Origin of the sequence: Microbacterium sediminis, from assembly GCF_004564075.1 — a bacterium.
Classification (GTDB): domain Bacteria; phylum Actinomycetota; class Actinomycetes; order Actinomycetales; family Microbacteriaceae; genus Microbacterium; species Microbacterium sediminis.
Map to the genome: position 1 here is coordinate 2,541,068 of NZ_CP038256.1, position 24,271 is coordinate 2,565,338.

Here is a 24,271-nt window from a genome sequence, read left to right on the forward strand (position 1 = left end):
TCCCGGTGCCGTCGACCACCGGAGGCCCGGGGAACGCCGAAGGGCGGCCCCGGATGGGACCGCCCTTCGTGCGTGCGGGTGGGATCAGCCGTTGACGGCGAGGTCCGGCGTGCCGCTGATGCCACCGCGGGTGTCGACGCCCACGGCCACGCGCTCACCGCGGGGCGCGTTCTCGAACGTGAAGGCGTTGTCGGCGACATCGACCTTGACGTGGTGACCGGCCTCGAGCGTGCCGGCGAGGATCCGCTCGGAGAGCTGGTCCTCGATCTCGTGCTGCATCGCGCGGCGCAGGGGGCGGGCACCGAGGGCCGGGTCGAACCCGATCTCGATGAGGCGCTCCTTGGCGGCCAGCGACAGCTCGATCGTCATGTCGCGGTCGAGCAGGCGGTCGTTGAGGCGCTTGGTGAACAGATCGACGATCTGCACCAGCTCGTCCTTCGACAGCTGCGGGAACACGATGATGTCGTCCACGCGGTTGAGGAACTCGGGCTTGAAGTGCCGCTTGAGCTCCTCGTCGACCTTGCCCTTCATCCGCTCGTAGGTCGTCTGCGCGTTGCCCTCGATCTGGAAGCCGACCGGGCCACCGGCGATCGCCGACGAGCCGAGGTTCGTCGTCATGATGATCACGGTGTTCTTGAAGTCGACCACGCGGCCCTGACCATCGGTCAGACGACCCTCCTCGAGGATCTGCAGCAGCGAGTTGAAGATGTCGGGGTGCGCCTTCTCGATCTCGTCGAACAGCACGACCGAGAACGGCTTGCGGCGGACCTTCTCCGTGAGCTGGCCGCCCTCCTCGAAGCCGACGAACCCGGGAGGGGCACCGAAGAGACGCGAGACGGTGTGCTTCTCGCCGAACTCGCTCATGTCGAGCGAGATCAGCGCGCCCTCATCGTCGAACAGGAACTCGGCGAGCGCCTTGGCGAGCTCGGTCTTTCCGACGCCCGTGGGGCCGGCGAAGATGAACGAGCCCGAGGGACGCTTCGGGTCCTTGAGGCCGGCGCGCTGGCGGCGGATCGTCTTGGAGAGGGCCGCGATGGCCTCCTCCTGGCCGATGACGCGCTCGTGCAGCGCCTTCTCCATGAAGACCAGGCGGCTGGTCTCCTCCTCGGTGAGCTTGAACACCGGGATGCCCGTGGCCTGAGCCAGGACCTCGGCGATCAGGCCCTCGTCGACGACCGCGTGGGACTCGATGTTGCCCGAGCGCCACTGCTTCTCGAGGCGCAGGCGCTCGCCCAGGAGCGCCTTCTCCTCGTCGCGCAGCGCGGCGGCCTTCTCGAAGTCCTGCTCCTCGCTGGCGGCCTCCTTCTGCTCGCGCACCTTGGCGATCTTCTCGTCGAACTCGCGCAGCTCCGGCGGGCTCGAGAGGATCGACAGGCGCAGGCGGGCGCCGGCCTCGTCGATCAGGTCGATCGCCTTGTCGGGCAGGAAGCGGTCGCTGATGTAGCGGTCGCTGAGGTTGGCCGCGGCGACGATCGCGCCGTCGGTGATCTGCACCTTGTGGAACGCCTCGTAGTGGTCGCGCAGGCCCTTGAGGATGTTGATCGCGTGGGGCAGCGACGGCTCCGCGACCTGGATCGGCTGGAACCGGCGCTCGAGCGCGGCGTCCTTCTCGAAGTGCTTGCGGTACTCGTCGAGCGTCGTGGCGCCGATCGTCTGCAGCTCGCCGCGGGCGAGCAGCGGCTTCAGGATCGACGCGGCGTCGATCGCACCCTCGGCGGCACCCGCACCCACGAGGGTGTGGATCTCGTCGATGAAGACGATGATGTCGCCGCGCGTGCGGATCTCCTTGGTCACCTTCTTGAGGCGCTCCTCGAAGTCACCGCGGTAGCGCGATCCGGCGATCAGCGATCCCAGGTCGAGCGAGTACAGCTGCTTGTCCTTGAGCGTCTCGGGCACCTCGCCCTTGACGATCGCCTGCGCGAGGCCCTCGACGACGGCGGTCTTGCCGACGCCGGGCTCGCCGATCAGGACGGGGTTGTTCTTGGAGCGGCGCGAGAGGATCTGCATCACGCGCTCGATCTCCTTCTCGCGCCCGATGACGGGGTCGAGCTTGTTCTCGCGCGCGGCCTGCGTGAGGTTGCGGCCGAACTGGTCGAGCACCTGCGAGCCGCCCTGGCCCTGCACCTGCTCCTGGTTGCCGCCGCCCACGGCTGCGGGCTCCTTGCCCTGGTAGCCCGAGAGCAGCTGGATGACCTGCTGGCGCACCTTGTTCAGGTCGGCGCCGAGCTGCACGAGCACCTGGGCCGCCACGCCCTCGCCCTCGCGGATGAGGCCGAGCAGGATGTGCTCGGTGCCGATGTAGTTGTGGCCGAGCTGCAGCGCCTCGCGCAGCGACAGCTCGAGCACCTTCTTGGCGCGCGGCGTGAACGGGATGTGGCCGGTCGGCTGCTGCTGACCCTGGCCGATGATGTCCTGCACGCGCTCGCGGACGGCGTCGAGCGAGACCCCGAGCGACTCGAGCGCCTTGGCGGCGACGCCCTCGCCCTCATGGATGAGACCGAGCAGAATGTGCTCGGTGCCGATGTAGTTGTGGTTGAGCATCTTCGCCTCTTCTTGGGCGAGCACAACCACACGACGAGCACGGTCGGTGAATCTCTCGAACATGTCACTCCTCCGGGCACTAAGCCATATCCGGCACTTGGCCTTCGGGACGAGGGGTGCACGACACGCACCTCACGCCATGGATCCACCGTAACCACGGATCATCAGGCGGGCGCTCGTGTTCGCCGTGGGCATATCCAGGCTCGATCCTGCGTTGAGGGTCCACGCAATGTTCCGTCACATGGCGCCGACAGGCCGTGATCGGATCTACCGTTGTCGATCGTGCCCTTGCGCACGTCCGTGCCTCTGCGCACTTCCCGAACCAGGAGAACCATGAGCACCACCACCACCGCGAGAAAGGCGCGCGCGAAGCGGCCCTTCTACGCGTCCTTCGGATTCCAGGTCATCGCGGCCCTCGTCGTCGGCATCGCGCTGGGCCTGCTCGCCCGCCAGCTTGGAGCGACGGCGGAGAACCCGAACCCCCTCTTCACGACGCTCGACACGATCGGCAGCTCGTACGTCACGATCCTGCGCGCGGCCGTCGTGCCGCTCGTGTTCACGGCGATCGTCGCGAGCATCTCGAACCTGCGTCGCGTGCAGAACGCCGCCCGCCTGGCCGGCCAGACGCTGCTGTGGTTCGCGATCACCGCGTTCATCTCGGTCGTCATCGGCATCGCGCTGGGCCTCGTGATCCGCCCGGGCGAGCGCGCCGGCGGCGACCTCGAGGCCGCCGAGCCGAGCCACGTCGGCACGTGGTGGGACTTCCTCATCGGCCTCGTCCCGCAGAACTTCCTCGGCCTGGGCGTCTCCGGTGGCGTGGACCCCGAGACCGGGGCCTTCAGTGGCTCGGTGTCGTTCAACATCCTGCAGATCATCGTCGTCTCGGTCGTCGTCGGCCTGGCCGCGCTGCGCGCGGGCCGCAAGGCCGAGCCGTTCCTCGCCTTCACCGAGTCGCTGCTGCGCGTGATCCTGCGCGTGGTGTGGTGGATCATCCGCATCGCCCCGATCGGCACGCTCGGCCTCATCGGCGCCGCCGTCGTGAAGTACGGCTGGGAGCGCCTCACCTCGCTCGCGTGGTTCGCCGGCGCGATCTACATCGGCCTGGCGCTGGTGTTCTTCGTCGTCTACCCGCTGCTGGTGAAGTTCCACGGCCTGTCGGTCAAGCAGTACTTCTCGGGCGTGTGGCCGGCGACGCAGTTCGGCTTCGTGAGCCGCTCGTCGCTCGGCACCCTGCCGCTCACGCAGCGCGTGGCCGAGCGCAACTTCGGTGTGCCGCGCGAGTACGCGTCGTTCGCCGTGCCGTTCGGCTCGACGACCAAGATGGACGGCTGCGCCGCGATCTACCCGGCGATCGCCGCGATCTTCGTGGCCCAGTTCTTCAACATCGAGCTGTCGTTCATCCAGTACGTGCTCATCGCGCTCGTCTCGGTCGTCGGCTCGGCGGCCACGGCCGGCACCACCGGCGCGACCGTGATGCTCACGCTCACGCTGTCGACGCTGGGCCTGCCGCTCGAGGGCGTCGGCCTGCTGCTGGCGATCGACCCGATCCTCGACATGGGCCGCACCGCGGTCAACGTCACGGGTCAGGCGATCATCCCCGCGATCGTCGCCAAGCGCGAGGGCATCCTCGACCTCGACCTCTACAACGCTCCGCGGGAGGGCCTGCCCTTCCAGGACGAGGACGAGGACGAGTCGGAGGCCGTCTCGGACGCCGAGGCGACCGGCACCGCGGAGCCCGTCGCGGCCCGCTGATCCCGCTCACGCCGATGGCCCGTCTCCTCCGGGAGGCGGGCCATCCGCGTTCCGGGCGGGGGCCGGAGGGGCGGGTTCGCGATCCCTGCCCGAGAACCGAGATCTCTCTCGATCCGTCGCACGCCGGCACCGATCCGGTTTACTGGCTCGATGGATCCGTTCGTCATCCGCACGGGGCGCCTCCTCCTCGATCAGCCCGAGGAGTCGGACATCGACGCCATCGCCGAGTATTGCGCCGACCCGCTGTTCGAGCGCTACATGGTGACCCCATGGCCCTATTCGCGTGACGATGCGGAGCGCTTCGTCCGCGAGTTCGTCCCCGCCGGGTGGCGCGCCGATGACGAGTGGACGTGGGCGGTTCGTCCAGGCCACGGTGCTCCCCTGATGGGGATGATCGGCGTGCGCTTCGCGCTCCCGGACGTCGGCTACTGGCTCGGAGCGCCGCACCGCGGGCGCGGCGTGATGAGCGAGGCGCTCAGCGCCGTGGTCGACGCGGTCCTCGAGCGAGGATCGGCGGACCGGATCCATTGGGAGACGCGCATCGGCAACCACGCCTCCGCGCGCACCGCGGAGAAGGCAGGCTTCGCCTTCACCGGCTCCGGCCCCGGACATGTGCCGGGACGCGACGGCCGTCGCGTCGACTCCTGGCACGGCATCTACTCGCGGGGGATGACGCACGAGCCGAAGCCCGGATGGCCGCCGGCCCCGTGACCCAACGCCACCGCCGCCTCGCGGAGGACCGGGGCGCCTCCGGCGATCTGCTCGTCCGCGCCGACTGATCACTCACCGCGGAGGAAGCTGCGGGTGTCGAGGGCGAGCTCCTCGGCGTCCATAGCGACGAACAGCTCGCGCATGACCTCCTCGCTGAGGTTGCCCGCGCGGCACTCGTCCAGCAGCACGCGGCGTCGCACGGCGAGCCAACCCTTCGACAGCTCCACGAGGTCGTCGTAGCCGACGGCGCCGGCCTTCTGCGCCGCCTCGAGGTCGCGATCGGCGTTGTCGGCGCCGCGCTCGACACGCACCATGGCGCGGGCGAAGCGCTTGAAGCCCTCGACGCTGTCCTCACCATGCCGATCGATCCACTGCTGCTGCTGCTCGCGCAGGTACTCGAGACCGGCGTCGCGCGAGAGCTTGCGCATGCGGGCGACCTCCGCCTCGTCCGATCGCCGCTCGGCCTCGGCCGTGACGCCGAGCCCGCGGATGAGCGGCGTGAGCGTGAGCCCCTGCAGCAGCAGCGTGCCGACCGTGACGACGAACGCGACGGCGACGAGAACCTCGACGTGCCCATCGACCATGCGGTGCTCGGTCAGGTCGGGCAGTGCGGCCGCCATCGCGAGCGTGACCACGCCGCGCATGCCCGCCCACGAGATCACCACGCGCTCGCGCCGCGACAGCACCGGCTCGACCACGCGCCGCCGCAGCGCCTCCCTCGTCGGGGTCGCGCCGCCGAGCCGCGCGAGCGCCCGCTCCTTCCGGCGGCGGATGGCGCGGGCCCGCGGGCTGTCGGGGTTGGCACGGTACTCCTCGGCGGCGTGCTTGAAGCGCATGAGCCGCATGCGCTGCCACAGCTGGCCCCAGGCGTACGAGGCGAAGACGAAGATCGGACGCACGACGATCACGACCAGCAGCACGGCGATCGCGATGAGGATCGTCCGCGATCCGCTGGTGCTGGACAGCTCGGCGATCACCGTGGGCAGCTGCAGGCCGACGTACGCGAAGACGAAACTCTCGAGCAGGAAGTCGACGGAGTGCCACAGCGGGGTGTCCTGCTGCCGCGTGGTGTAGGCCGTGCGTGGGGCGTGGTAGCCGACGTAGAAGCCCATGGCGACGACCGCGAGCACGCCGGATCCGTGCAGGTGCTCCGCGATCGCGTAGGCGCCGAACGGCATGAGCAGGCCGAACGTGCCGGTGACGGTGGCGTCGTCGAAGCGCATGCGCAGCTGGTGCAGCACGATGCCGAAGACCAGCCCGATCCCGACGCCGAGGCCCACCGCGAGCACGAACTCCCAGATGCCCTGCCACACCGTCACGGTCGCGCCGGCCACGATCGCGGCGAACACCCGCACCAGCGTGAGCGAGGTGGCGTCGTTGATGAGGCTCTCGCCGCTCATGACGTTCATCACCCGCCGCGGCAGGCCCAGCTTGCGTCCGATCGACGCGGCCGAGACGGCGTCGGGCGGACCCACGATCGCGCCGAGCAGCAGCGCGCCCGCGAGGCCGAGCTCGGGCATGATCCACCACGCCACGAGCCCGACCGCCACGGCGGTGACGAGCACGAGGCCGATGCCCAGGCGGCGGATGTGCGGCAGCGAGTACTTGAAGCTGAGGAACGATGAGTCCAGCGCGGCCGAGTACAGCAGCGGCGGCAGGGTGAGGTTGAGCAGCAGGTGGCCGTCGATCTCGACCTCGGGCACGAACGGCAGCAGCGAGACGACGAGCGCCACGGCCGTGACGAGGAGCGGGGCGGGCCAGCCGCGCCATCGGGCGAACGCCGCCACGGCGACCGATCCGACCAGCACGTAGAACAGCTCCACACCCATGGATCGACCCTATCGGCGCCCTCCTGCGCGCCGCCCTGGGCCGGTCGGTCTCCGCGCCGCGATCGGTCGGCGTTGCAGCGCAGATCGGCGATTCGGCGCAGACGCGGGGGCGATGCGATGCGCCGAATCGCAGATCTGCGCTGTTGCGTCGCACACCGCGGCCGGGCCGGGGAATGCACGCGGGGGCGGGGCGGTTGGATGATCGTGATGCCTGAGATCGCCGCCCCCGCCCTGTCCGTCCTCGACCTCGTGCCGGTCCGCACGGGGCAGACCAGCGCACAGGCGGTGGCCGCCTCGCTCGCGCTCGCCCGCCGGGCCGACGAGCTGGGCTTCCGCCGCTACTGGTTCGCCGAGCACCACAACATGCCCTCGGTGGCCTCGACGTCGCCGCCCGTGCTGATCGCGGCCGCCGCGGGCGTGACCGAGCGGATCCGCGTGGGCTCGGGCGGCGTGATGCTGCCCAACCACTCGCCCCTCATCGTGGCCGAGCAGTTCGCGGCGCTGTCCGCGCTGGCCCCGGGACGCATCGACCTCGGCATCGGCCGCGCCCCCGGCAGCGACCCGGTGATCACGCAGCTGCTGCGCCGATCGGGCACCACGAGCGACGTCGAGCGCTTCCCCGAGCACGTGACCGACATCATCTCGCTCGCCAGCCCCCAGGGCGCCACGGTGCGCTTCGTCTCGGGCGGCGAGTACGCCGTGCACGCCACGCCGAACGCGACCGACGTGCCCGAGGTGTGGCTGCTGGGCTCGAGCGACTACTCCGCGCAGCTGGCGGCGCAGCTCGGGCTCCCCTACGTGTTCGCGAACCACTTCGCCGGCGACGGCCTCGAGCGCGCGATGGCGCTGTACCGCAGCGGCTTCCAGGCCACCGAGGAGCGCCCCGCCCCGCGCTCGTTCATCACCGCCAACGTGATCGTCGCGCCCACCGCCGAGGAGGCACGCGAGCGCGCGCTGCCCCAGGCGCGGCAGTTCGCGCGGATGCGCACGAACAAGCCCATGACGCCGCTGCCGACGGTCGAGGAGGCGATCGCCGAGCCGACCGATGCGCTCGAGCAGTCGATGATCGATCAGACCACGCAGCGCTGGTTCATCGGCACCGCCGACGAGGTGGCCACGACGCTGCGCGAGTTCGCGGCGAAGCACGAGGTCGACGAGGTCATGATCTCGCCCGTCGCCGGCTCGTACGAGCGCGAGGGACTGGACTCCCCCGCCGGCCGCCTGCAGACGCTCGAGCTGCTCGCCGCCGCCCTGCGGTAGCGCCGCGGCTCAGGCGTCGGGCTCGCCCGAGAGCAGGCCGCGCAGCCAGTCGCGGGCGTCGGCGAACGCCTCGTCGCTGTAGCGGTCGGGGTACTGCACGATCTTCCGATCGGCCCGCGGGTACGAGCCGAGGAAGATGACGTTCGGGCTGAAGCGTTTCAGGCCCATGAGGGCGTCGGCCATGCGCTCGTCGGCGATGTGCCCGTCGGCGTCGATGACGAAGCGGTAGCGGCCCATCCGGTCGCCGATCGGCCGGGACTGGATGAGGCTGAGGTTGATGCCGCGCGTGGCGAACTGCTCGAGCATCTCGAGCAGCGCGCCCGATCGCTCGGCCGGCAGCTCGGCGATGAGCGACGTCTTGTCGGCACCCGTCGGCTCGGCCGGCGCGACGGTGCGGGTCACGAGCACGAAGCGCGTGACGGCGTGCTCGTTGTCGCCGATGTTCTCGGCCAGCACCTCGACGTCGTAGTGGTCGGCCACGCCGGGGGCGGCGATCGCCGCCTGCGCGGGCAGCGAGCCGTCGAGCACCCCGAGGGCGCTGGCGACGTTGCTCCCCGCGACCACGGATCGGTGCCCCGGCACGTTCCGCCCGAGCCAGGCGAGGCACTGCGCGTAGGCGACGGGGTGCGCGGCGACGTCCTGCACGTCCTCCAGCCGCGTGCCGCGCGGCGCCACGAGCACGAACGAGACCGGCACGAGGTACTCGCCGATGATCCGCAGGCCCGGCGTCTCGGCCAGCGCGTCCTGCGCGCTGGAGACCCCGCCCTCGACGGTGTTCTCGATCGCGATCATCGCGGCATCGCTCGTGCCCTCGGCCACGTCGGCGAGCGCCTCGCCCACGTTGTGCACGGGCTTCCACACCTGACCGCGCGCCTCGGGCACCTGCGCGAGCGCGCTCTCCGTGAAGGTGCCGGCGGGCCCGAGGTAGCTGTAGGTGCGGCGTTCGGGTGCATCCGTCGACATGCACGCAAGCGTATCCCGGGCGCCCCGCGGGCGCAGACGACGGCGGCGGACCCGGTTGCCCGAGCCCGCCGCCGTCGGTCGTGAGGTCAGCGCGCGGCGCCCGCGAGGGTGCCGGTGACCTGGACGATCTCCTGGCCCTGCTCGTCGGAGGCCTCGTAGATGAGGCACTGCACGAGGCGGTCGCCGTCGCCCCACGTGCCCTCGGTGGGCGTGAAGTTGTTGTACCAGAGCGTCGCGGAGTCCTGGAACGCGATACCGGCGAAGTTCTCGAACTCCGCCTCGCAGCCGGCGTTGGCCTGCTCCCACACGGCCTCGTTGCCGGGCCACTCGCCCTCGGGCAGATCGAACTCGTGGAAGAACTCGTAGTCGTGGGGCTCGTCGCACGGCACGACCGTGACGTCGGAGACCTCCTCGCCGTCGGGCTCGAGCAGGCAGTCGCCCACCGAGATCTCGAAGACCGAGTCGGTGCCCTCCTCGGTGACCTCGTTGGTCTCCTCGTCACGCTGGGCGCCGCCGGAGTCGAGCAGGTCGGAGACGGCGGAGCAGCCGGCGATCGATGCCGTCGCGAACAGGATCGCGCCCGTGGTCAGGACGGTGCGCATGAGGGTGGGTCGAGGCATCAGGTGGTTCTCCGATCGTGCGTGTGATTGCGCGGCCAGGCTATCGATCACGCTGCCCACGCGATACGGGGAGATCTGCCCGACCCGCACATCGCCCCGGGCACTCCGCGGCACGGGATCCACAGGCAGCCGATAACCGTTCGGTAACGAACCCTGGCAGACTGGAGGCATGACGAGCCGCGCAGGACAGCCCGCCGAGGCCAGCGACCTCACCGACATCGACGCACTGATCGGCGCGTACTACGACGTGAAGCCCGACCCGACCGTGCCGGCCCAGCGGGTGGTGTTCGGCACGAGCGGCCACCGCGGCTCGAGCCTGAACGGCGGCTTCAACGAGGTGCACATCCTCGCCACGACGCAGGCGATCGTGGACTACCGCAACCGCGAGGGCATCGCCGGCCCGCTCTTCCTCGGGCGCGACACCCACGCGCTCTCGCTGCCCGCCGAGCGCAGCGCGATCGAGGTGCTCGTCGGCAACGGCGTCGACGTGCGCATCGACTCCCGCGACTCCTGGGTGCCGACCCCGGCGCTCAGCCACGCGATCCTCACCCACAACCGCGGCCGCGACGCCGCCGATCCGGCCCGCGCCGACGGCATCGTCGTGACGCCCAGCCACAACCCGCCGGCCGATGGCGGCTTCAAGTACAACCCGCCGCACGGCGGCCCCGCCGACACCGACGCGACCGACTGGATCGCCGCGCGCGCCAACGAGCTCATCGAGGCGGGCCTGGAGGGCGTGCGCCGCGTGCGCTTCGCCGACCTCGACGCCGACGCGCTCGACGGCTACGACTTCCGCGACGCCTACGTGCGCGACCTCGCGACGATCATCGACATGGACGCGATCCGCTCGGCGGACGTCCGCATCGGCGCGGACCCGCTCGGCGGGGCGTCGGTGGAGTACTGGCAGCTGATCGCCGAGATCTACGGGCTCGACCTCACCGTCGTGAACCCCGACGTCGATCCCACCTGGCGCTTCATGACCCTCGACTGGGACGAGAAGATCCGCATGGATCCGTCGTCGCCGAACGCCATGGCCGCGCTCGTCGCGCGCCGCGACGAGTTCGACCTGCTCACCGGCAACGACGCCGACGCCGACCGCCACGGCATCGTCACCCCCGACGCCGGGCTGATGAACCCGAACCACTACCTCGCCGTCGCGATCGACTACCTCTACGCGCACCGGCCCGGCTGGCGCGCGGACGCCGCCGTGGGCAAGACGCTCGTGTCGTCGATGATGATCGATCGCGTCACCGAGGCGCTGGGACGACGCCTCGTCGAGGTGCCCGTCGGGTTCAAGTGGTTCGTGCCGGGTCTGCTCGACGGTTCGGTCGCCTTCGGCGGCGAGGAGTCCGCGGGCGCCTCGTTCCTGCGCCAGGACGGATCGGTGTGGACCACCGACAAGGACGGCATCCTGCTGTGCCTGCTGGCCGCCGAGATCACGGCCGTGACGGGCAAGACGCCGTCGCAGCGCTACGCGGAGCTCGAGGCCCAGTTCGGCGCCTCGTCGTACGCCCGCGTGGACGCCCCGGCGAGCGCCGAGCAGAAGGCGATCCTCAAGAAGCTCTCCCCCGAGTCGGTCACGGCGACCGAGCTCGCCGGCGAGCCCATCACGGCCAAGCTCACGGAGGCGCCGGGCAACGGCGCCGCGATCGGCGGCCTCAAGGTGCAGACCGAGCACGCGTGGTTCGCCGCGCGCCCGTCGGGCACCGAGGACGTCTACAAGCTCTACGCCGAGTCGCTGCGCGGCCCGGAGCACCTGGCGCAGGTGCAGGCCGAGGCGCGCGCCGTGATCGACGCGGCCTTCGGCTCCTGAGCCACAAGTCCGCAAGTCTCTGCTGAATCCGGGCGCGATCGCGCGCAGATTTGACAGAGACTTGCGGATTTCCCGGGCTCAGCCCGCGGCGGGGACCTCTGCCCGATGGGCAGCACTCCCCCCGTGCCGGCCCGCATCGGATCGTCCCTCGCTGCTTGAATGAGGCGGCGCGCCCACGCGCGCCCGACGAGCGGAGTTCGAGCCATGTCGCTGCCCCCGAACGGCCCCAGCGCCGTCCTGCCCCCGACGATGACCGCGGCGGAGCTGACGCAGCTCGCGTCGACGCGCCCCGACCTCGGTGCCGCCGTGGCGTCGCACCCCAACGCGCACCCCGAGCTGGTCGCGTGGCTCGCGCAGCACGGCGCGCCCGAGGCCCGCGCCGCCGCGGCCCGGCGCCTGGCCGGACCGGCCCCGGCGGCTCCCGGCGCAGCAGGGCGCGGACCGGCGCCGGCGGCTCCCGGGGCTCCCGACGCGCCGTCGCCCGCCTCTCCCGCCCCGGCACCCGGCACCGCGGCTTCCGCGCCCGGCACCCCGGCTCCCGCCCCGGCACCCGGCACCCCGGCACCCGGCACCCCGGCTCCTGCCCCGGCACGGAAGCGCCGGCGCGGTCTGCTCATCGGCGCGATCGCCGCCGGCACGGTGATCGTCCTGGGCGGTGGCGGGGCGATCGCGTGGAGCCTCTTCGCTCCGCGCGGCGCCGCCACCCCCACCGGCGCCGTGGAGAAGCTCGTCGACGTGGTCACGGGCGACAACCTGCTCGGCGCGCTGTCGCTGATCGCCCCGAGCGAGGCGGAGGTGTTCTCGGGCATCGCCGAGTCGGCCGCCGGCATCCGCTTTGGCGACATCGCGTACGACGACTACCTGGCCGACGCCTACGCCGCCATCTCGATCGACGCCGAGGATCTCGTGTACGACGAGACCACGATCGCCGAGGGCGTGGCGCGGGTCGGCATCGTCGACGGCTCGCTCACCATCGACGCGGACGTCGAGGCCCTGGCCGACGTCATGGAGGCGTTCGCGCGGGCCCACGCCGAGACGTTCGCCGAGTACTCCGGCATGGATCCCGACCAGATCGAGGCGGAGCTCGAGCGCGGTCGCGCCGATCTCGTCGCCGGGATCGACGATGCCTTCCCGGTGTCGATCGACTTCGCCGACGAGGTGGATGCCGACGGCATCACCCCGGCCCAGGCGATCGTGGTCGACGAGGGCGGCTGGTACCTCAGCCCGCTCCTCACGCTCGCCGACGGCGGGCTCACCGGCTTCGCGGGAGCGCAGCGCGACGACGTCATCGGCGACGCCGTGATCGACGCCGTGCCGTCGGCATCGGCGGAGGCGGCGCTGGACGACGCGATCGCCGGCTTCAACGCGTGGCAGAGCACGGGCGAGATGGAACCGTTCGTCGAGCGGCTGCCGCTGGCCGAGCGCCGGCTGCTGTCGCTGTACGGGCGCGGCCTCTCGCTCGATCTGCCGTCGGGGTACGAGGTCACCGATCACCGCGAGACGTGGGTCCCCGGCTCGGGCGACGCGGTGTTCGCGATCGACGCGGTCTCGCTGGCGCAGCACGGCCTCGACGTGGGCAGCTACGAGGACGGCTGCGTCACCGCGCGCGACGCGCGGCCGTCGTGCCTGGACGAGCTGCCCTTCGCGGCGGAGCTGGGCCTGGACACCCCGGTCGGCATCGTGTCCGAGGTCGACGGCGGCTGGCAGTTCAGCCCGCTGGCCACGCTCGGACGGGCGATCGAGCGGGCGCTCGACGGGTTCGCGGCGGCGGCCGAGGACGGCGACCTCAGCGAGCTGATGGAGCCCTGAGCCGCGCGGCTCAGCGCGCGGTGCGCTGCTTGCGGCGCGCCCAGCGGGCCGGGAGGTCGGGGCCGTCCCAGACCTGCACGATGCCCCACGCGACGGCGGCGATCGGCACGGCGAGCACCGCGCCGAGGATGCCCGAGAGCACGGTGCCGATCGTCAGCGCGAACAGGATCACGAGGCTGTGCAGCTTGAGGGCGCGGCCCATCAGCACGGGCTGCAGGAAGTTGCCCTCGAGCTGGTTCACGACCACGACGATCGCCACGATGATCACCGCCGTCCAGATGCCGCCGTCGACGAGCCCGACCAGCGCGGCCAGGATGCCGGCCGCCGTCGCGCCCACGATCGGGATGAACGCCAGCAGGAACACCACGAGGGTCAGCGGCAGCGCGAGCGGCACCTGCAGCACGAATAGGCCGATGCCGATGCCGATCGCGTCGACGGCCGCCACGGCCGCCGTGCCGCGCACGTACGAGCCCAGGGTGTCGATCGTCTTGCTGCCGATGCGGCGCATCCGCCCGTAGGCCTCGCCCTCGAACGGGCGCAGCAGGAACGACCAGATCGCCGGCCCGTCCTTGAGGAAGAAGAACAGCACCACGATCATCAGCACGAAGCCGGTGACGAAGTTCGCCACCACGCCCACGCCCGCCACCGCGCCCGAGCCCACGCTGCTGCCGAACTGGGCGCTCGTGAGGAACTCCTGCAGCGACGTCATCCACTCGTCGATCTGATCCTGCGAGGGCGCGAACGGCAGCGTGTTGACCCAGGCGATCACCTGGTCGATGCCCGCCTGCGCGCTGGCGTAGAGGTCGGCCCACTGGCTGCGCACGGCGGCCACCATCGCCCAGACTATCCCGCCGATCACCACGACGATCGCCAGCAGCAGGATCACGGTGGCCAGCACCGAGGGGATCCGGGGGCGCAGCCAGGCCATGACCGGCTCGAACGCGGCCGCGAAGATCAGGGCGAGGATCACAGGGATCACCACGACGGTCAGCGATTGCAGGCCCCAGATGATGCCCGCCGCCAGGAGCACGATCGCGATGATCTGCACCGAGCGGATGGCGATCAGCCCGAGGCCGTCGGACCACGCGGCGCGGGCGCGGCTGGGCGGCTGCGTCGGCACGACGACCGGGGCCGGGGCGGAGCGCTTCCTCGTGAACACCATGCGCCCATCCTGCCGGTTTCCGGGTCGGGTGTGGGCTGGGGAGGTCGTGCGAATCGCCGAGCCCAACCCTGCCCGGACACGATCTGGGGAGCGGACACGCGGATCGCGCGGTGGTCACCCCTGGTTCACCGTCGGTTCACTCGCCGGTCCGTCGCGGATAAGAATCCGCGGATCACCATGGGCCACATGAGCCTTCTCCTGGAACCCCCCACGTCCTCACCCGCCGACGACCAGGGCGGCGCCACGCCGCAGCCGGAGCGCCGACCGCTGCTCAACCTCCTGATGAGCGGCCGCACCCACGGCAAGCGCAGCGCCGTGACCTGTCTGTACAAGTGCGACAACGCCTGCTTCCACCCCGCCCCGAACACGAGCGAGAACGGCTACTTCCGCGACATCGCGAACGCGGTGCTCAGCCGCCGCGCGGCGCTGACCGGCGGTGCCGCCGCGGCGGCCGCGATCGTCATCGGCGCGAACGTGGTCGGCGGCGGCCAGGCGGCCTCGGCCGCGGTGCCGGCCGGCAAGGGCGGGGCCGCGTTCGGCTTCACGCCGATCGCCCCGGTGCCCTACACCGTCGACGCCTTCACGGTGCCCGAGGGCTTCCGCTGGGACCCGATCATCCGCTGGGGCGACCCGATCTTCGACGCGGCCGACGCATTCGACCCGATGCAGCAGACCGCCGAGAAGCAGGCCCGCCAGTTCGGCTACAACTGCGACTACCTCGACATCATCGCCCACCCGAACGGCAAGCGCGCGGTGCTCGTGGCCAACAACGAGTACACCAACGCGCCGATCATGTTCCCGCCCGCGGCGACCGAGGAGGAGCGCCTCGAGCAGCTGCGCGTGACGATGGCCGCGCACGGCATGTCGATCGTCGAACTCGAGCGCAAGCACAAGGGCAGCACGTGGCGCTATGTCGTGGGCGCGCCGCGCAACCGCCGCATCACGGCGTCGACGCCGTTCGCCGTCGACGGCCCCGCGGCGGGCTCGGACCTGCTCAAGACCCAGGACGACCCGGCCGGCACGACGATCCTCGGCACGTTCGGCAACTGCGCCGGCGGCACCACCCCCTGGGGCACGGTGCTCTCGGGCGAGGAGAACTTCAACGGCTACTTCCGCGCCGAGAACACGGGCGACTCGCTCACCGCGCGCGGCCGCCGCCGCTACGGCCTCACGCCGAACGCGTCGAGCTACGGCTGGGAGGCCGTGGACGCGCGCTTCGACGCCCGCCAGCCCGGCTACGAGAACGAGCCGCACCGCCACGGCTGGATCATCGAGGTCGACCCGGAGAACCCCGACGAGCCGCCGGTGAAGCACACCGCGATGGGCCGCATGAAGCACGAGGGCGCGAACGTCACGATCTCGGCCTCGGGCCACGCGGTCGCCTACATGGGCGACGACGAGCGGTTCGACTACCTCTACAAGTTCGTCTCGCGCGACACGTTCCGCCCCGGCAAGAGCGCCAAGGCCCGTGCGCACAACAAGACGCTGCTCTCGAACGGCAGCCTGTACGTCGCCCGCTTCTCGGGCGACTCGCCGGCGTCGGAGATCACCGGCACGGGCGCGCTGCCCGCCGACGGCCAGTTCGACGGCACGGGCGAGTGGGTGCCGCTCGTCGTGGACAACGAGAGCGTCGTGCCCGGCGTGACGACGGACGAGGTGCTGGTCTTCACGCGCCTCGCCGCCGACGCCGTGGGCGCCACGAAGATGGACCGCTGCGAGGATGTCCAGCCCAGCCCGCGCAGCGGCCGCGTGTACGTGGCGTGCACGAACAACACCGCGCGCGGCACCGGCACGAACGAGGGCGCCACCGAGGTGAACCCGCGCAACGTGAACCGCGACGGTCACGTCATCGAGATCACCGAGGCGGGTGAGGACGCCGCCGCCACGACGTTCGGCTGGAGCATCCTCATCCTCGCCGGCGACCCGTCGGTGAACGCGCTGACGTACTTCGCGGGCTTCCCCGCCGACCAGGTGTCGCCGATCTCGTGCCCCGACAACCTCGCGTTCGACTCGGCCGGCAACCTGTGGATCTCGACCGACGGCCAGCCGGGCACGATCGGCTACAACGACGGCCTGTTCCGCGTGCCGCTCGAGGGCGCCGAGCGCGGCAACGTGCAGCAGTTCCTGGCGGTGCCGCGCGACGCCGAGACGTGCGGCCCGGTCATCCACGACACCGACCAGAGCGTGTTCGTCGCCGTGCAGCACCCGGGCGAGGAGGGATCGTGGGAGGCGCAGAACTCCTACTTCCCCGACTACGTCCCCGCCGGCGCACTCGAGGGCGGCAAGTGGGGCGGCCCCCGTCCCTCGGTCGTGCAGGTGACGCGCGCCTGACGCGCGCTCGACCACGATGGCCCGGGCCTCACGGCCCGGGCCATCGTCGTGTCACGCGGTTGTTCGGCCGTCCTCGGCACCGGCCGGCTCCACCCCGGCGGCCGGGGCGCTCGCCTCGTACTGGCGGGCCAGCAGCCGGTACTGCGGCGTGAGGAAGGCCAGCAGCGCCAGCACGGTGCAGATCGCGCCGCCGATGAGGAACAGCAGCGCGATGCCGCGCGACTGGCCCGTGCCGAGCAGCCACTCCCACTGGGCCTGACCCGCGTCGGTGCGCATGTACGGGATGATCCAGACCTGCGCGATCGGCGCGATCAGCAGCGCAGTGATCGGGGCGGATGCGGCCTCGAACGTCATGGCGAAGCCGAACACGCGGCCCTGCTTCTCGTAGGGCACCACGCGCTGGATGACGGTCTGCTCGGCGGCCTCCACGGCGGGCACGAAGGCGAAGTACACCCAGATGCCCACGATGAACAGCCAGCCCCACTCGCGGATGCCGAACAGCGCCCCGACCACGCCGATGCCGGCGGCGACGATGAGCATCGTGCGGATGGGCTGCCGGCCGAGGCCGCGGGCGCCGATGATCGAGCCGCCGACGATGAAGCCCGTCGACGCCACCGCGAACCAGATGCCCCACCCCTGCACGCCGAACAGGTCGATGCCGTAGGGGTCCATGAGCGCCATGTAGATGCCGCCGACGAAGTTGTTGAGCGTGGTGAACAGCACGAGCGCCAACAGGCCCGGCGCCGCGAGCACGGCGCGCCAGCCGCCGCGGATGTCGACCCACTTGGTCACCTGCTCCACGTGCACGATCTCGCGCTCGGGGATCCGCAGCGTCAGCAGGTGCAGCATCGTCAGGGCGAGCGCCGTGACGCCGATCACCAGGGTCCACCCCATGCCGAGGAACCCGACCGACAGGCCGCTGAAGACGCTCGTGACGAGCATGGCGAGGCCCTGCACGGTGCCGACGAGGCCGTTGGCGTTGGCGTGCTTGTCGTCGGGCACGAGCAGCGTGACCGTCGTGGACAGCGCGATGTTGCGCAGCTGCTCGACCACCGCGCCGGCGAGCATCACGACGGCGAAGATCCAGAAGGCGGGGCCGGTGAGATCGGTGATCGCGCCCTCGCCGACCCAGAAGAAGTAGGCCGAGTCGAGGATGAACACGATGAGCGCGATGAACGTGGCCCACACCATGACCGGCTTCTTCCGGAAGCGGTCGACGAGCGTGCCGAAGAACATGCTGAACACCGACACGAACAGCATGTAGGCGCCGCCGATCACGCCGGTCGCGATGACGTTGCGGGTCTCGGCGTAGATCCAGAAGGTGAGCGCGAACCACAGGAAGCTCGTCGTGATGTTCGCGACGGCGGTGTTCACCAGCACATGCAGGAACATGCGGAACCCGTTCTCGGGAACCGCAACGTGGGCGGCGGGCGGGGCCGGCTCGCCCTGGCCGGGGTGGATGGGGTCGGACACGGCGCGTCACTCCGTTTCGTGCGAGGGTCGTCTGCCGCCACAGTAGGGCCCACGACCGACATTCGAAACGGCGAGGACCCCGAGCGCCGCGCGCCCGGGGTCCTCGACAGCAAGCCTCAGCCGAGCGCCGGGATCACCTTCTGCTCGAACAGCTCCATGCCGGAGGGGTCGTAGGCCGCCTCGGGGAAGTACGTGATCGCGTAGGCGAGGCCCGCCTCGCCCACCGCGGCGAGCTTCTCGGTCACCTGCTCGACGGTGCCGACGAGCGCCCCCGGGGCGCGGTAGCCGGCCATCACGCCCTCGAGCTTGTCGCCCAGGTGCGGGGCGAGCCGCGCCTCGATCGCGGCGAGGCGCTCCTCGACCTCGGCCTCGGTCTCGCCGATCACCGTGTTGTAGTTGGCCGAGCGCGTGATCTCGGAGAAGTCACGGCCGATCCGGTCGGTGTGGCCGCGCAGGATCGCGCTCTTGGCCTGGAAGCCCTCGAGGTCGCCCGAGAAGTTGGTGTACGAGGCGTACTGCGCCGCGATCCGCAGCGTGACCTTCTCGCCACCACCCGCGATCCAGAACGGGATGCCGCCGTCCTGGAGCGGCAGGGGCTGCACGATCGCACCGTCGACCTGGTAGAACTCGCCGTCGAGCGTGGCCTTGCCGGTGAGCCACGCCTGCTGCATGATGTCGACGCCCTCGCGCAGCATGCGCAGGCGCTCGGGGGCCTCGGGGAAGCCGTAGCCGTAGGCGCGCCACTCGTGCTCGTACCAGCCGGCGCCGATGCCCATCTCGACGCGACCGCCCGAGACGTGATCGACGGTGGCGGCCACCTTGGCGAGGTAGGCCGGGTTGCGGTAGCCCATGCACGTGCACATCTGGCCGAGGCGGACGCGGCTCGTCGACGCGGCGAAGGCCGACATCAGGGTCCAGGCCTCGTGCGTGGCCTCCGCGCTCGGAACGGGCGTGGTGTGGAAGTGGTCGTACACCCAGATCGACTCCCACGGACCGGCGTCGGCGCGCTGCGCCAGGCCGTTCATCGTGCGCCAGTGCTCGGCGGGATCGATCCCCACCAGATCGAAGCGCCAGCCCTGGGGGATGAAGATTCCGAAACGCATGCGAGTCCTTCCGTCGCGTGATCTGGGGGTCGGGATCAGACTATGCCCGCCGCGTCGGCCCGGCGCGGCATCACGAGCGTGCCGAGGTGGGCGTGGGGGATCCGCTCGCGCATGACGCGGATCGCCTCCGGGTTGTCGTCGACGAGCGTCGCGTGGCGGCCGAGCGCGCTGGCCACCGCGCCCGTCGTGCCGCTGCCGGCGAAGAGGTCGAGCACGTGATCGCCCGGCCGCGAGGAGGCCTGCACGATGCGGCGCAGGATGCCCTCGGGCTTCTGCGTGGGGTAGCCGGTGCGCTCGCGCCCGGTGGTCGGCACGATCGTGTGCCACCACACGTCGGTGGGCAGCTTGCCGCGGGCGGCCTTGTCGGGCGTGACCAGGCCCGGCGCCATGTAGGGCTCGCGATCGACGGCGTCGGAATCGAACCAGTAGCGCTCGGGATCCTTGACGTACACGAGGATCGTGTCGTGCTTCGTGGGCCAGCGGCGGCGGGTCTTGGCGCCGTAGTCGTAGGCCCAGATCAGCTCGTTGAGGAACCGGTCGCGGCCGAAGACGGCATCGAGCAGCACCTTCGCGTAGTGCGCCTCGCGGTAGTCCAGGTGCACGTACAGGGTGCCGTCGGCGGCAAGCAGCCGCCACGCCTCGGTGAGCCGCGGCTCGAGGAACGACCAGTAGTCGTCGAACCGATCGTCGTACTCCCGCAGGGCTCCCCGCACGCGGGCGTACTCGCGCCCGCGGAAGCCCGCGTGGACGGGCTCGGCAGCGCCCGACGGCGCGGGGGCCTGCGGGCGGTGGGAGCGCGAGCGCCCCGTGTTGAACGGCGGGTCGAGGTAGATGAGCGTGAACGCGCCATCGGGGAGCGCGCGGGCGACGTCGAGGTTGTCGGCCTGGTGGATCGTGACGCGGCCGGGTTCAGGGGACACGGTGGAGCCACGCGTCGGTCGAGAACTTCGTGCGCACCAGCTCCTCGGCGGCCGCATACTCCTCCGGCGTGATCGTGCCGCGGGTCGCGCCCGCGTAGCTCGCGAACGTCTCCATGAAGCGATCGATGATCGCCCGGCGGGGCAGTCCGGTCTGGCTGCGCAGCGGGTCCACGCGCTTGGCGGCCGAGACGGTGCCCTTGTCGCTGAGCTTCTCGCGCCCGATCCGCAGCACCTCGTTCAGGACCTGGCCGTCGATGTCGTAGCTCAGCGTGGCGTGATGCAGCACGCCGCCGTTGGCGAGCCGCTTCTGCGCGGCGCCGCCGATCTTGCCGCTGGGGCTCGTGATGTCGTTGAGCGGCTGATACGTGGCGTCGATGCCGAGCGATCGCAGCGCCTGCAGCACCCAGTCGTCGAGGAACGCGTAGGAGTCGGCGAACGTCAGCCCCGCGACGAGCGAGGCCGGCACATAGAGCGAGTACGTGACGATCTGCTCGGCACCCATGAGCATCGCCCCGCCGCCCGAGATCCGGCGCACCACCTGGAAGCCGTGCTTGGCGGCCCCCTCGGGATCGACCTCGTTGCGGTACGACTGGAACGATCCGATCACCACGGCCGACTCGTCCCACTCCCAGATGCGCAGGGTCGGCTTGCGCCGCCCGTCGCCCACGCGCTCGGTGAGCACCTCGTCGAGGGCGAGGTTCATCATCGGAGAGACGGCGGGGTCGTCGACGATCTCCCACGCGAAGTCGTGCCAGTCGGCGGCGGTCACGAGCGCGCGGCGCACCGCGGTGCCGACCGACTCCGGCGTGAAGCCCAGCAGCTGCGCCCCGTCGGGCAGCGCGCCGCGCACCGCGGCGGCGATCTGCGCGACGTCGGCGGTGTCGGGCAGCCCGTTCACGGCGGCGTTGATGTCGAGCAGCGCGTCGTCGGGCTCGAGGAAGAAGTCGCCCGCGAGGTGGAAGTCGCTGATCCGCCCGTCGGCGACCTCGAGGTCGACGACGACGAGCTTTCCCCCCGGGACCTTGAACTCACCGTGCATGGTCCCAGCCTAGAACCGCGAAACTGCACCGCGGCGCCGAGACGGCGGGCGGTGTCAGCAGTCTCGGCGCGGGCGTGCAGTCTCGCGGTTCCCGGGCCGGACGGATGCGCCTCAACGGGGCCGGGTCGCGGCGCCTCAGGGGGGCGGGAAGCGGGCGTCGAGCCAGGCGAGCAGGTCGGCGCGGGCCTGCGGCCAGCTGACGTCGTTGAAGATCTCGTGCCGCGCGCCCGGGTAGACCAGCGTGGTCACATCGTCGAGGCCGGAGCGGGTGCGGTAGGCGTGCGCGAGCCGGTGCACCGCGCGCGGTCCGCCGACGCTGTCGTCGCGGCCGACCATCAGCAGCACGGGGATGTCGTGGCCGGCCGCCTCGCGCAGCCCGCGCCGCGGCCGGCCGAACAGTCGCGCGGCATTGAGCGGCCCGAACAGCCGCAGCAGCGGGGTGGAGGTGGTGAGCGGGTCGGCGTGGAAGGCGCTCGCGACCGCGGGGTCGGTCGACAGCCACTCCAGGCCGTTGGCCTCGGGGCCGGCCCACCGCCGGTTCAGGTCGCCGGCGTTGAGCGATCCGGGCCACCGCAGCGACGAGCCGCTGAGCGCGACACCCGCGAAGTCGGCGGGGTCGAGGTCGAGCAGGATCTGCGCGAGGAACGATCCCCACGAGTGGCCCAGCAGGACGAGGGGCAGCTCCGGGTGAGCATCGCGGATGATGCCGCTGAGCTGCCGCACCGCGGCGACGGCGGCCACGTGCCCGCCCACCCCGAGCCGGCCCAGGCGCCGCGCATCGCCGTGCTGCTTCAGGCCGGTGCGACCGTGACCGCGATGATCGTCGGCATAGACGACGAAGCCGGCGCCGGTGAGCGCCTCGACGACGTGCGCATACCGGCCCGCGTGCTCGCCGACCCCGTGCAGGAGCTGGACCACGCCGCGCGGGGCGCCCGCGGGCTCGTGGATGTCGTAGACGATCGCGACGCCGTGCGCATCGATGAACTCGGGCATGTGAGGACCCTAGCCGCAGCGGATGACGCGCGTCGTCACGGCGCGTAACCGATATCGGCGATCGCGATTTCCTTTAGCAAAGCTAATGAGCTAGACTAATGATTCGCATGACTAACGAATCTCTCCCCTCCGACGCCTCCGAGATCCGTGCCGCCGTCTTCCGCCTGTCGCGGCGTATGCGCCAGCAGCGGGCGGTCGCCGAGATGACCGACGGCCAGTTCGCGGTCCTCGCCCACCTCAACTCGCTCGGGCCGCACACGCTCTCCGCGCTCGCCGACCGCGAGGGCATCACGGCGCCGTCGATGAACCGCACCGTCAACGGCCTCGAGGAGCTCGGCTTCCTCACGCGCACCGAGGATCCCGACGACCGTCGCCGCGTGAGCATCGCGATCACCGACGCGGGGCGCGAGGTCGTGACCGAGACGACGCGGCGCCGCGACGAGTGGCTCGCCCGCGTGCTCGCGGGCCTCAACGCCGACGACCGAGCGGCCCTGCGCCGCGCCGCCGAGGTGATCCTCCGCGAGGTCGAGCGCGACCCCCGACTCACCGCCGAGCAGAAGGAGGCCCAGAAGTGAACGCGATGTTCCGATCCTTCGCCTCGTTCAACTACCGCGTCTGGTTCCTCGGCGCGCTCGTCTCGAACATCGGCTCGTGGATGCAGTCGACGGCCCAGAGCTGGGTCGTGCTCACCTACCTCACCCACAACGATGCCGGCGCGATGGGCCTGACGATGGCGCTGCAGTTCGCGCCGCCGCTGCTGCTCGTGGGCGTGACGGGCTGGGTGGTCGATCGCTTCGACCGGCGCAAGCTGCTCATCCTCACGCAGGTGCTCATGGGCATCGTCTCGGTCGTGATCGGCACGCTGCTGCTGACCGGCGTCATGACGCTCGGCCTGATGTACGTGTTCGCCTTCCTCACCGGGCTGATCGTGGCCTTCGACAACCCCGCGCGTCAGACCTTCGTCACCGACATCGTCGACCGCGAGCTCGCCTCCAACGCCGTGGCGCTCAACGCGGCGTCGTTCAACAGCGCGCGCATGATCGGCCCCGCCGCGGCCGGCGTGCTGATCGTCGTGATCGGCTCGGGGTGGGTGTTCCTCATGAACGCGATCACCTTCGCCGGCATGATCATCGCGCTCTCGCTCGTGCGCGTGCACGAGCTGCAGCCCCGCGCCGTCTCGTCGGGCCGCTCGCGCCTGAGCGAGGGCTTCCGCTACGTGCGCACCCGGCCCGACCTCATCGTCATCTTCGTCATGGTGTTCCTCATGGGCGCGCTGGCGATGAACTTCCCGATCTACGCCTCGACCATGGCGCTCGAGTTCGGCCGCGAGGCCGACGGGTTCGGCCTGCTCAGCTCGATCATCGCGATCGGCTCGCTCGCCGGAGCGCTCATGGCCGCGCGGCGCGATCGCGCCCGGCTGCGCGTCGTCGTCGCCGCGGCGGGCGCGTTCGCCGTCGTGGCGTTCCTGTCGTCGCTCATGCCGACCTACACGCTGTACGCGATCGTCATCGTCGGCATCGGCTTCGCCACGGTCACCCTGCTGACCACCGCGAACGGGTATGTGCAGACGAGCACGCCGCCCGACGTGCGCGGCCGGGTCATGGCGATCTACATGGCGATCCTCATGGGCGGCACCCCGGTGGGCGCGCCGATCGTGGGCTGGGTGGCGGCCGAGTGGGGCCCGCGCGCGGCCATCAACGTGGGAGCGGTGGGCGGCCTCGTGGCCTGCCTCATCGGCCTGACGTGGATGCTCGCCTCCGGCCGCGTGCACCGGCGCAAGCTGTCGTTCTCGATCGACGAGACCGTGTCGATCCCCGTCGTGAAGCCCGGGCCCGAGCAGTTCAGCGACGAGATCGCCAACACCACGCCCATCCCGATCGTGCCCGACCCCGAGCAGGACGCCGACGGCCCCGCCGCTCCGCGGCGCTGACGGGGGTTCCGGTAGGGTTTTC

General features: G+C 71.2%; 18 protein-coding genes. 8 read left to right on the forward strand and 10 right to left on the reverse strand.

Annotation, left to right across the window (positions count from 1 at the left end):
• Nucleotides 1-84: 84 nt before the first annotated feature.
• Nucleotides 85-2,604 carry an ATP-dependent Clp protease ATP-binding subunit gene (locus E3O41_RS12195; RefSeq protein ID WP_067025076.1) on the reverse strand — a complete coding sequence of 840 codons (2,520 nt, stop codon included), beginning with the start codon at nt 2,602-2,604 and terminating at the stop codon, nt 85-87.
• Nucleotides 2,605-2,874: 270 nt separating this feature from the next.
• On the opposite strand from E3O41_RS12195, the gene E3O41_RS12200 reads away from it, so the two are divergent.
• Together E3O41_RS12200 and E3O41_RS12205 are read left to right on the forward strand one after the other, a co-directional pair.
• Nucleotides 2,875-4,293, forward strand: a complete 1,419-nt coding sequence (locus E3O41_RS12200; RefSeq protein WP_135012467.1) for a dicarboxylate/amino acid:cation symporter — start codon at nt 2,875-2,877, stop codon at nt 4,291-4,293.
• Between the two features lie 150 nt (nt 4,294-4,443).
• On the forward strand, nt 4,444-5,004 hold the full coding sequence (locus tag E3O41_RS12205; RefSeq protein WP_067025083.1) for a GNAT family N-acetyltransferase: 561 nt from the start codon (nt 4,444-4,446) through the stop codon (nt 5,002-5,004).
• Between the two features lie 68 nt (nt 5,005-5,072).
• Here E3O41_RS12205 and E3O41_RS12210 read toward each other — a convergent pair whose 3' ends face one another.
• Nucleotides 5,073-6,833: a cation:proton antiporter gene (locus tag E3O41_RS12210; protein WP_135012469.1), complete on the reverse strand. Its 1,761-nt coding sequence runs from the start codon at nt 6,831-6,833 to the stop codon at nt 5,073-5,075.
• Nucleotides 6,834-7,040: 207 nt separating this feature from the next.
• On the opposite strand from E3O41_RS12210, the gene E3O41_RS12215 reads away from it, so the two are divergent.
• On the forward strand, nt 7,041-8,093 hold the full coding sequence (locus E3O41_RS12215; RefSeq protein ID WP_135012471.1) for an LLM class flavin-dependent oxidoreductase: 1,053 nt from the start codon (nt 7,041-7,043) through the stop codon (nt 8,091-8,093).
• A gap of 9 nt (nt 8,094-8,102) precedes the next feature.
• Here E3O41_RS12215 and pheA read toward each other — a convergent pair whose 3' ends face one another.
• On the reverse strand, nt 8,103-9,056 hold the full coding sequence (gene pheA / locus E3O41_RS12220) for a prephenate dehydratase (RefSeq protein WP_135012473.1): 954 nt from the start codon (nt 9,054-9,056) through the stop codon (nt 8,103-8,105).
• 86 nt (nt 9,057-9,142) lie between these two features.
• A complete protein-coding gene (locus E3O41_RS12225; RefSeq protein WP_158231518.1) occupies nt 9,143-9,676 on the reverse strand; it encodes a septum formation family protein in 534 nt (177 codons plus the stop codon).
• A gap of 169 nt (nt 9,677-9,845) precedes the next feature.
• Here E3O41_RS12225 and pgm point away from each other — a divergent pair, with 169 nt between their 5' ends.
• Together pgm and E3O41_RS12235 are read left to right on the forward strand one after the other, a co-directional pair.
• A complete protein-coding gene (gene pgm, locus E3O41_RS12230; protein WP_067025099.1) occupies nt 9,846-11,489 on the forward strand; it encodes a phosphoglucomutase (alpha-D-glucose-1,6-bisphosphate-dependent) in 1,644 nt (547 codons plus the stop codon).
• Nucleotides 11,490-11,693: 204 nt separating this feature from the next.
• Nucleotides 11,694-13,298 carry a variant leucine-rich repeat-containing protein gene (locus E3O41_RS12235; protein ID WP_135012475.1) on the forward strand — a complete coding sequence of 535 codons (1,605 nt, stop codon included), beginning with the start codon at nt 11,694-11,696 and terminating at the stop codon, nt 13,296-13,298.
• Nucleotides 13,299-13,308: 10 nt separating this feature from the next.
• Here the strand turns inward: E3O41_RS12235 and E3O41_RS12240 are convergent, their stop codons facing one another.
• Nucleotides 13,309-14,460: an AI-2E family transporter gene (locus E3O41_RS12240; protein WP_067025106.1), complete on the reverse strand. Its 1,152-nt coding sequence runs from the start codon at nt 14,458-14,460 to the stop codon at nt 13,309-13,311.
• Nucleotides 14,461-14,646: 186 nt separating this feature from the next.
• Between E3O41_RS12240 and E3O41_RS12245 the strand changes: the two genes are divergently transcribed.
• Nucleotides 14,647-16,791 (forward strand): PhoX family protein, encoded by a 2,145-nt coding sequence (locus tag E3O41_RS12245; protein ID WP_083990866.1) that lies wholly within the window; start codon nt 14,647-14,649, stop codon nt 16,789-16,791.
• A gap of 51 nt (nt 16,792-16,842) precedes the next feature.
• Here E3O41_RS12245 and E3O41_RS12250 read toward each other — a convergent pair whose 3' ends face one another.
• From E3O41_RS12250 to E3O41_RS12270, 5 genes are all read right to left on the reverse strand, one after another.
• On the reverse strand, nt 16,843-18,183 hold the full coding sequence (locus tag E3O41_RS12250) for an MFS transporter (RefSeq protein ID WP_067025386.1): 1,341 nt from the start codon (nt 18,181-18,183) through the stop codon (nt 16,843-16,845).
• A gap of 197 nt (nt 18,184-18,380) precedes the next feature.
• Entirely contained in the window at nt 18,381-19,367 is a 987-nt protein-coding gene (locus tag E3O41_RS12255) for an LLM class F420-dependent oxidoreductase (RefSeq protein WP_067025109.1), read from the reverse strand.
• A 35-nt stretch (nt 19,368-19,402) separates the two neighbouring features.
• Nucleotides 19,403-20,287 carry a DNA-methyltransferase gene (locus E3O41_RS12260; protein WP_244927247.1) on the reverse strand — a complete coding sequence of 295 codons (885 nt, stop codon included), beginning with the start codon at nt 20,285-20,287 and terminating at the stop codon, nt 19,403-19,405.
• On the reverse strand, nt 20,277-21,326 hold the full coding sequence (gene lplAB, locus E3O41_RS12265; RefSeq protein WP_135012480.1) for a lipoate-protein ligase LplAB: 1,050 nt from the start codon (nt 21,324-21,326) through the stop codon (nt 20,277-20,279). Before lplAB ends, E3O41_RS12260 begins: the two co-directional genes overlap by 11 nt.
• A gap of 135 nt (nt 21,327-21,461) precedes the next feature.
• A complete protein-coding gene (locus E3O41_RS12270) occupies nt 21,462-22,319 on the reverse strand; it encodes an alpha/beta fold hydrolase (RefSeq protein WP_135012482.1) in 858 nt (285 codons plus the stop codon).
• A 107-nt stretch (nt 22,320-22,426) separates the two neighbouring features.
• On the opposite strand from E3O41_RS12270, the gene E3O41_RS12275 reads away from it, so the two are divergent.
• Complete coding sequence (locus tag E3O41_RS12275; RefSeq protein ID WP_083990868.1) at nt 22,427-22,894, forward strand: MarR family winged helix-turn-helix transcriptional regulator; 468 nt, start codon at nt 22,427-22,429, stop codon at nt 22,892-22,894.
• A 5-nt stretch (nt 22,895-22,899) separates the two neighbouring features.
• A complete protein-coding gene (locus E3O41_RS12280) occupies nt 22,900-24,249 on the forward strand; it encodes an MFS transporter (RefSeq protein ID WP_067025389.1) in 1,350 nt (449 codons plus the stop codon).
• The last annotated feature ends 22 nt before the right edge of the window (nt 24,250-24,271 follow it).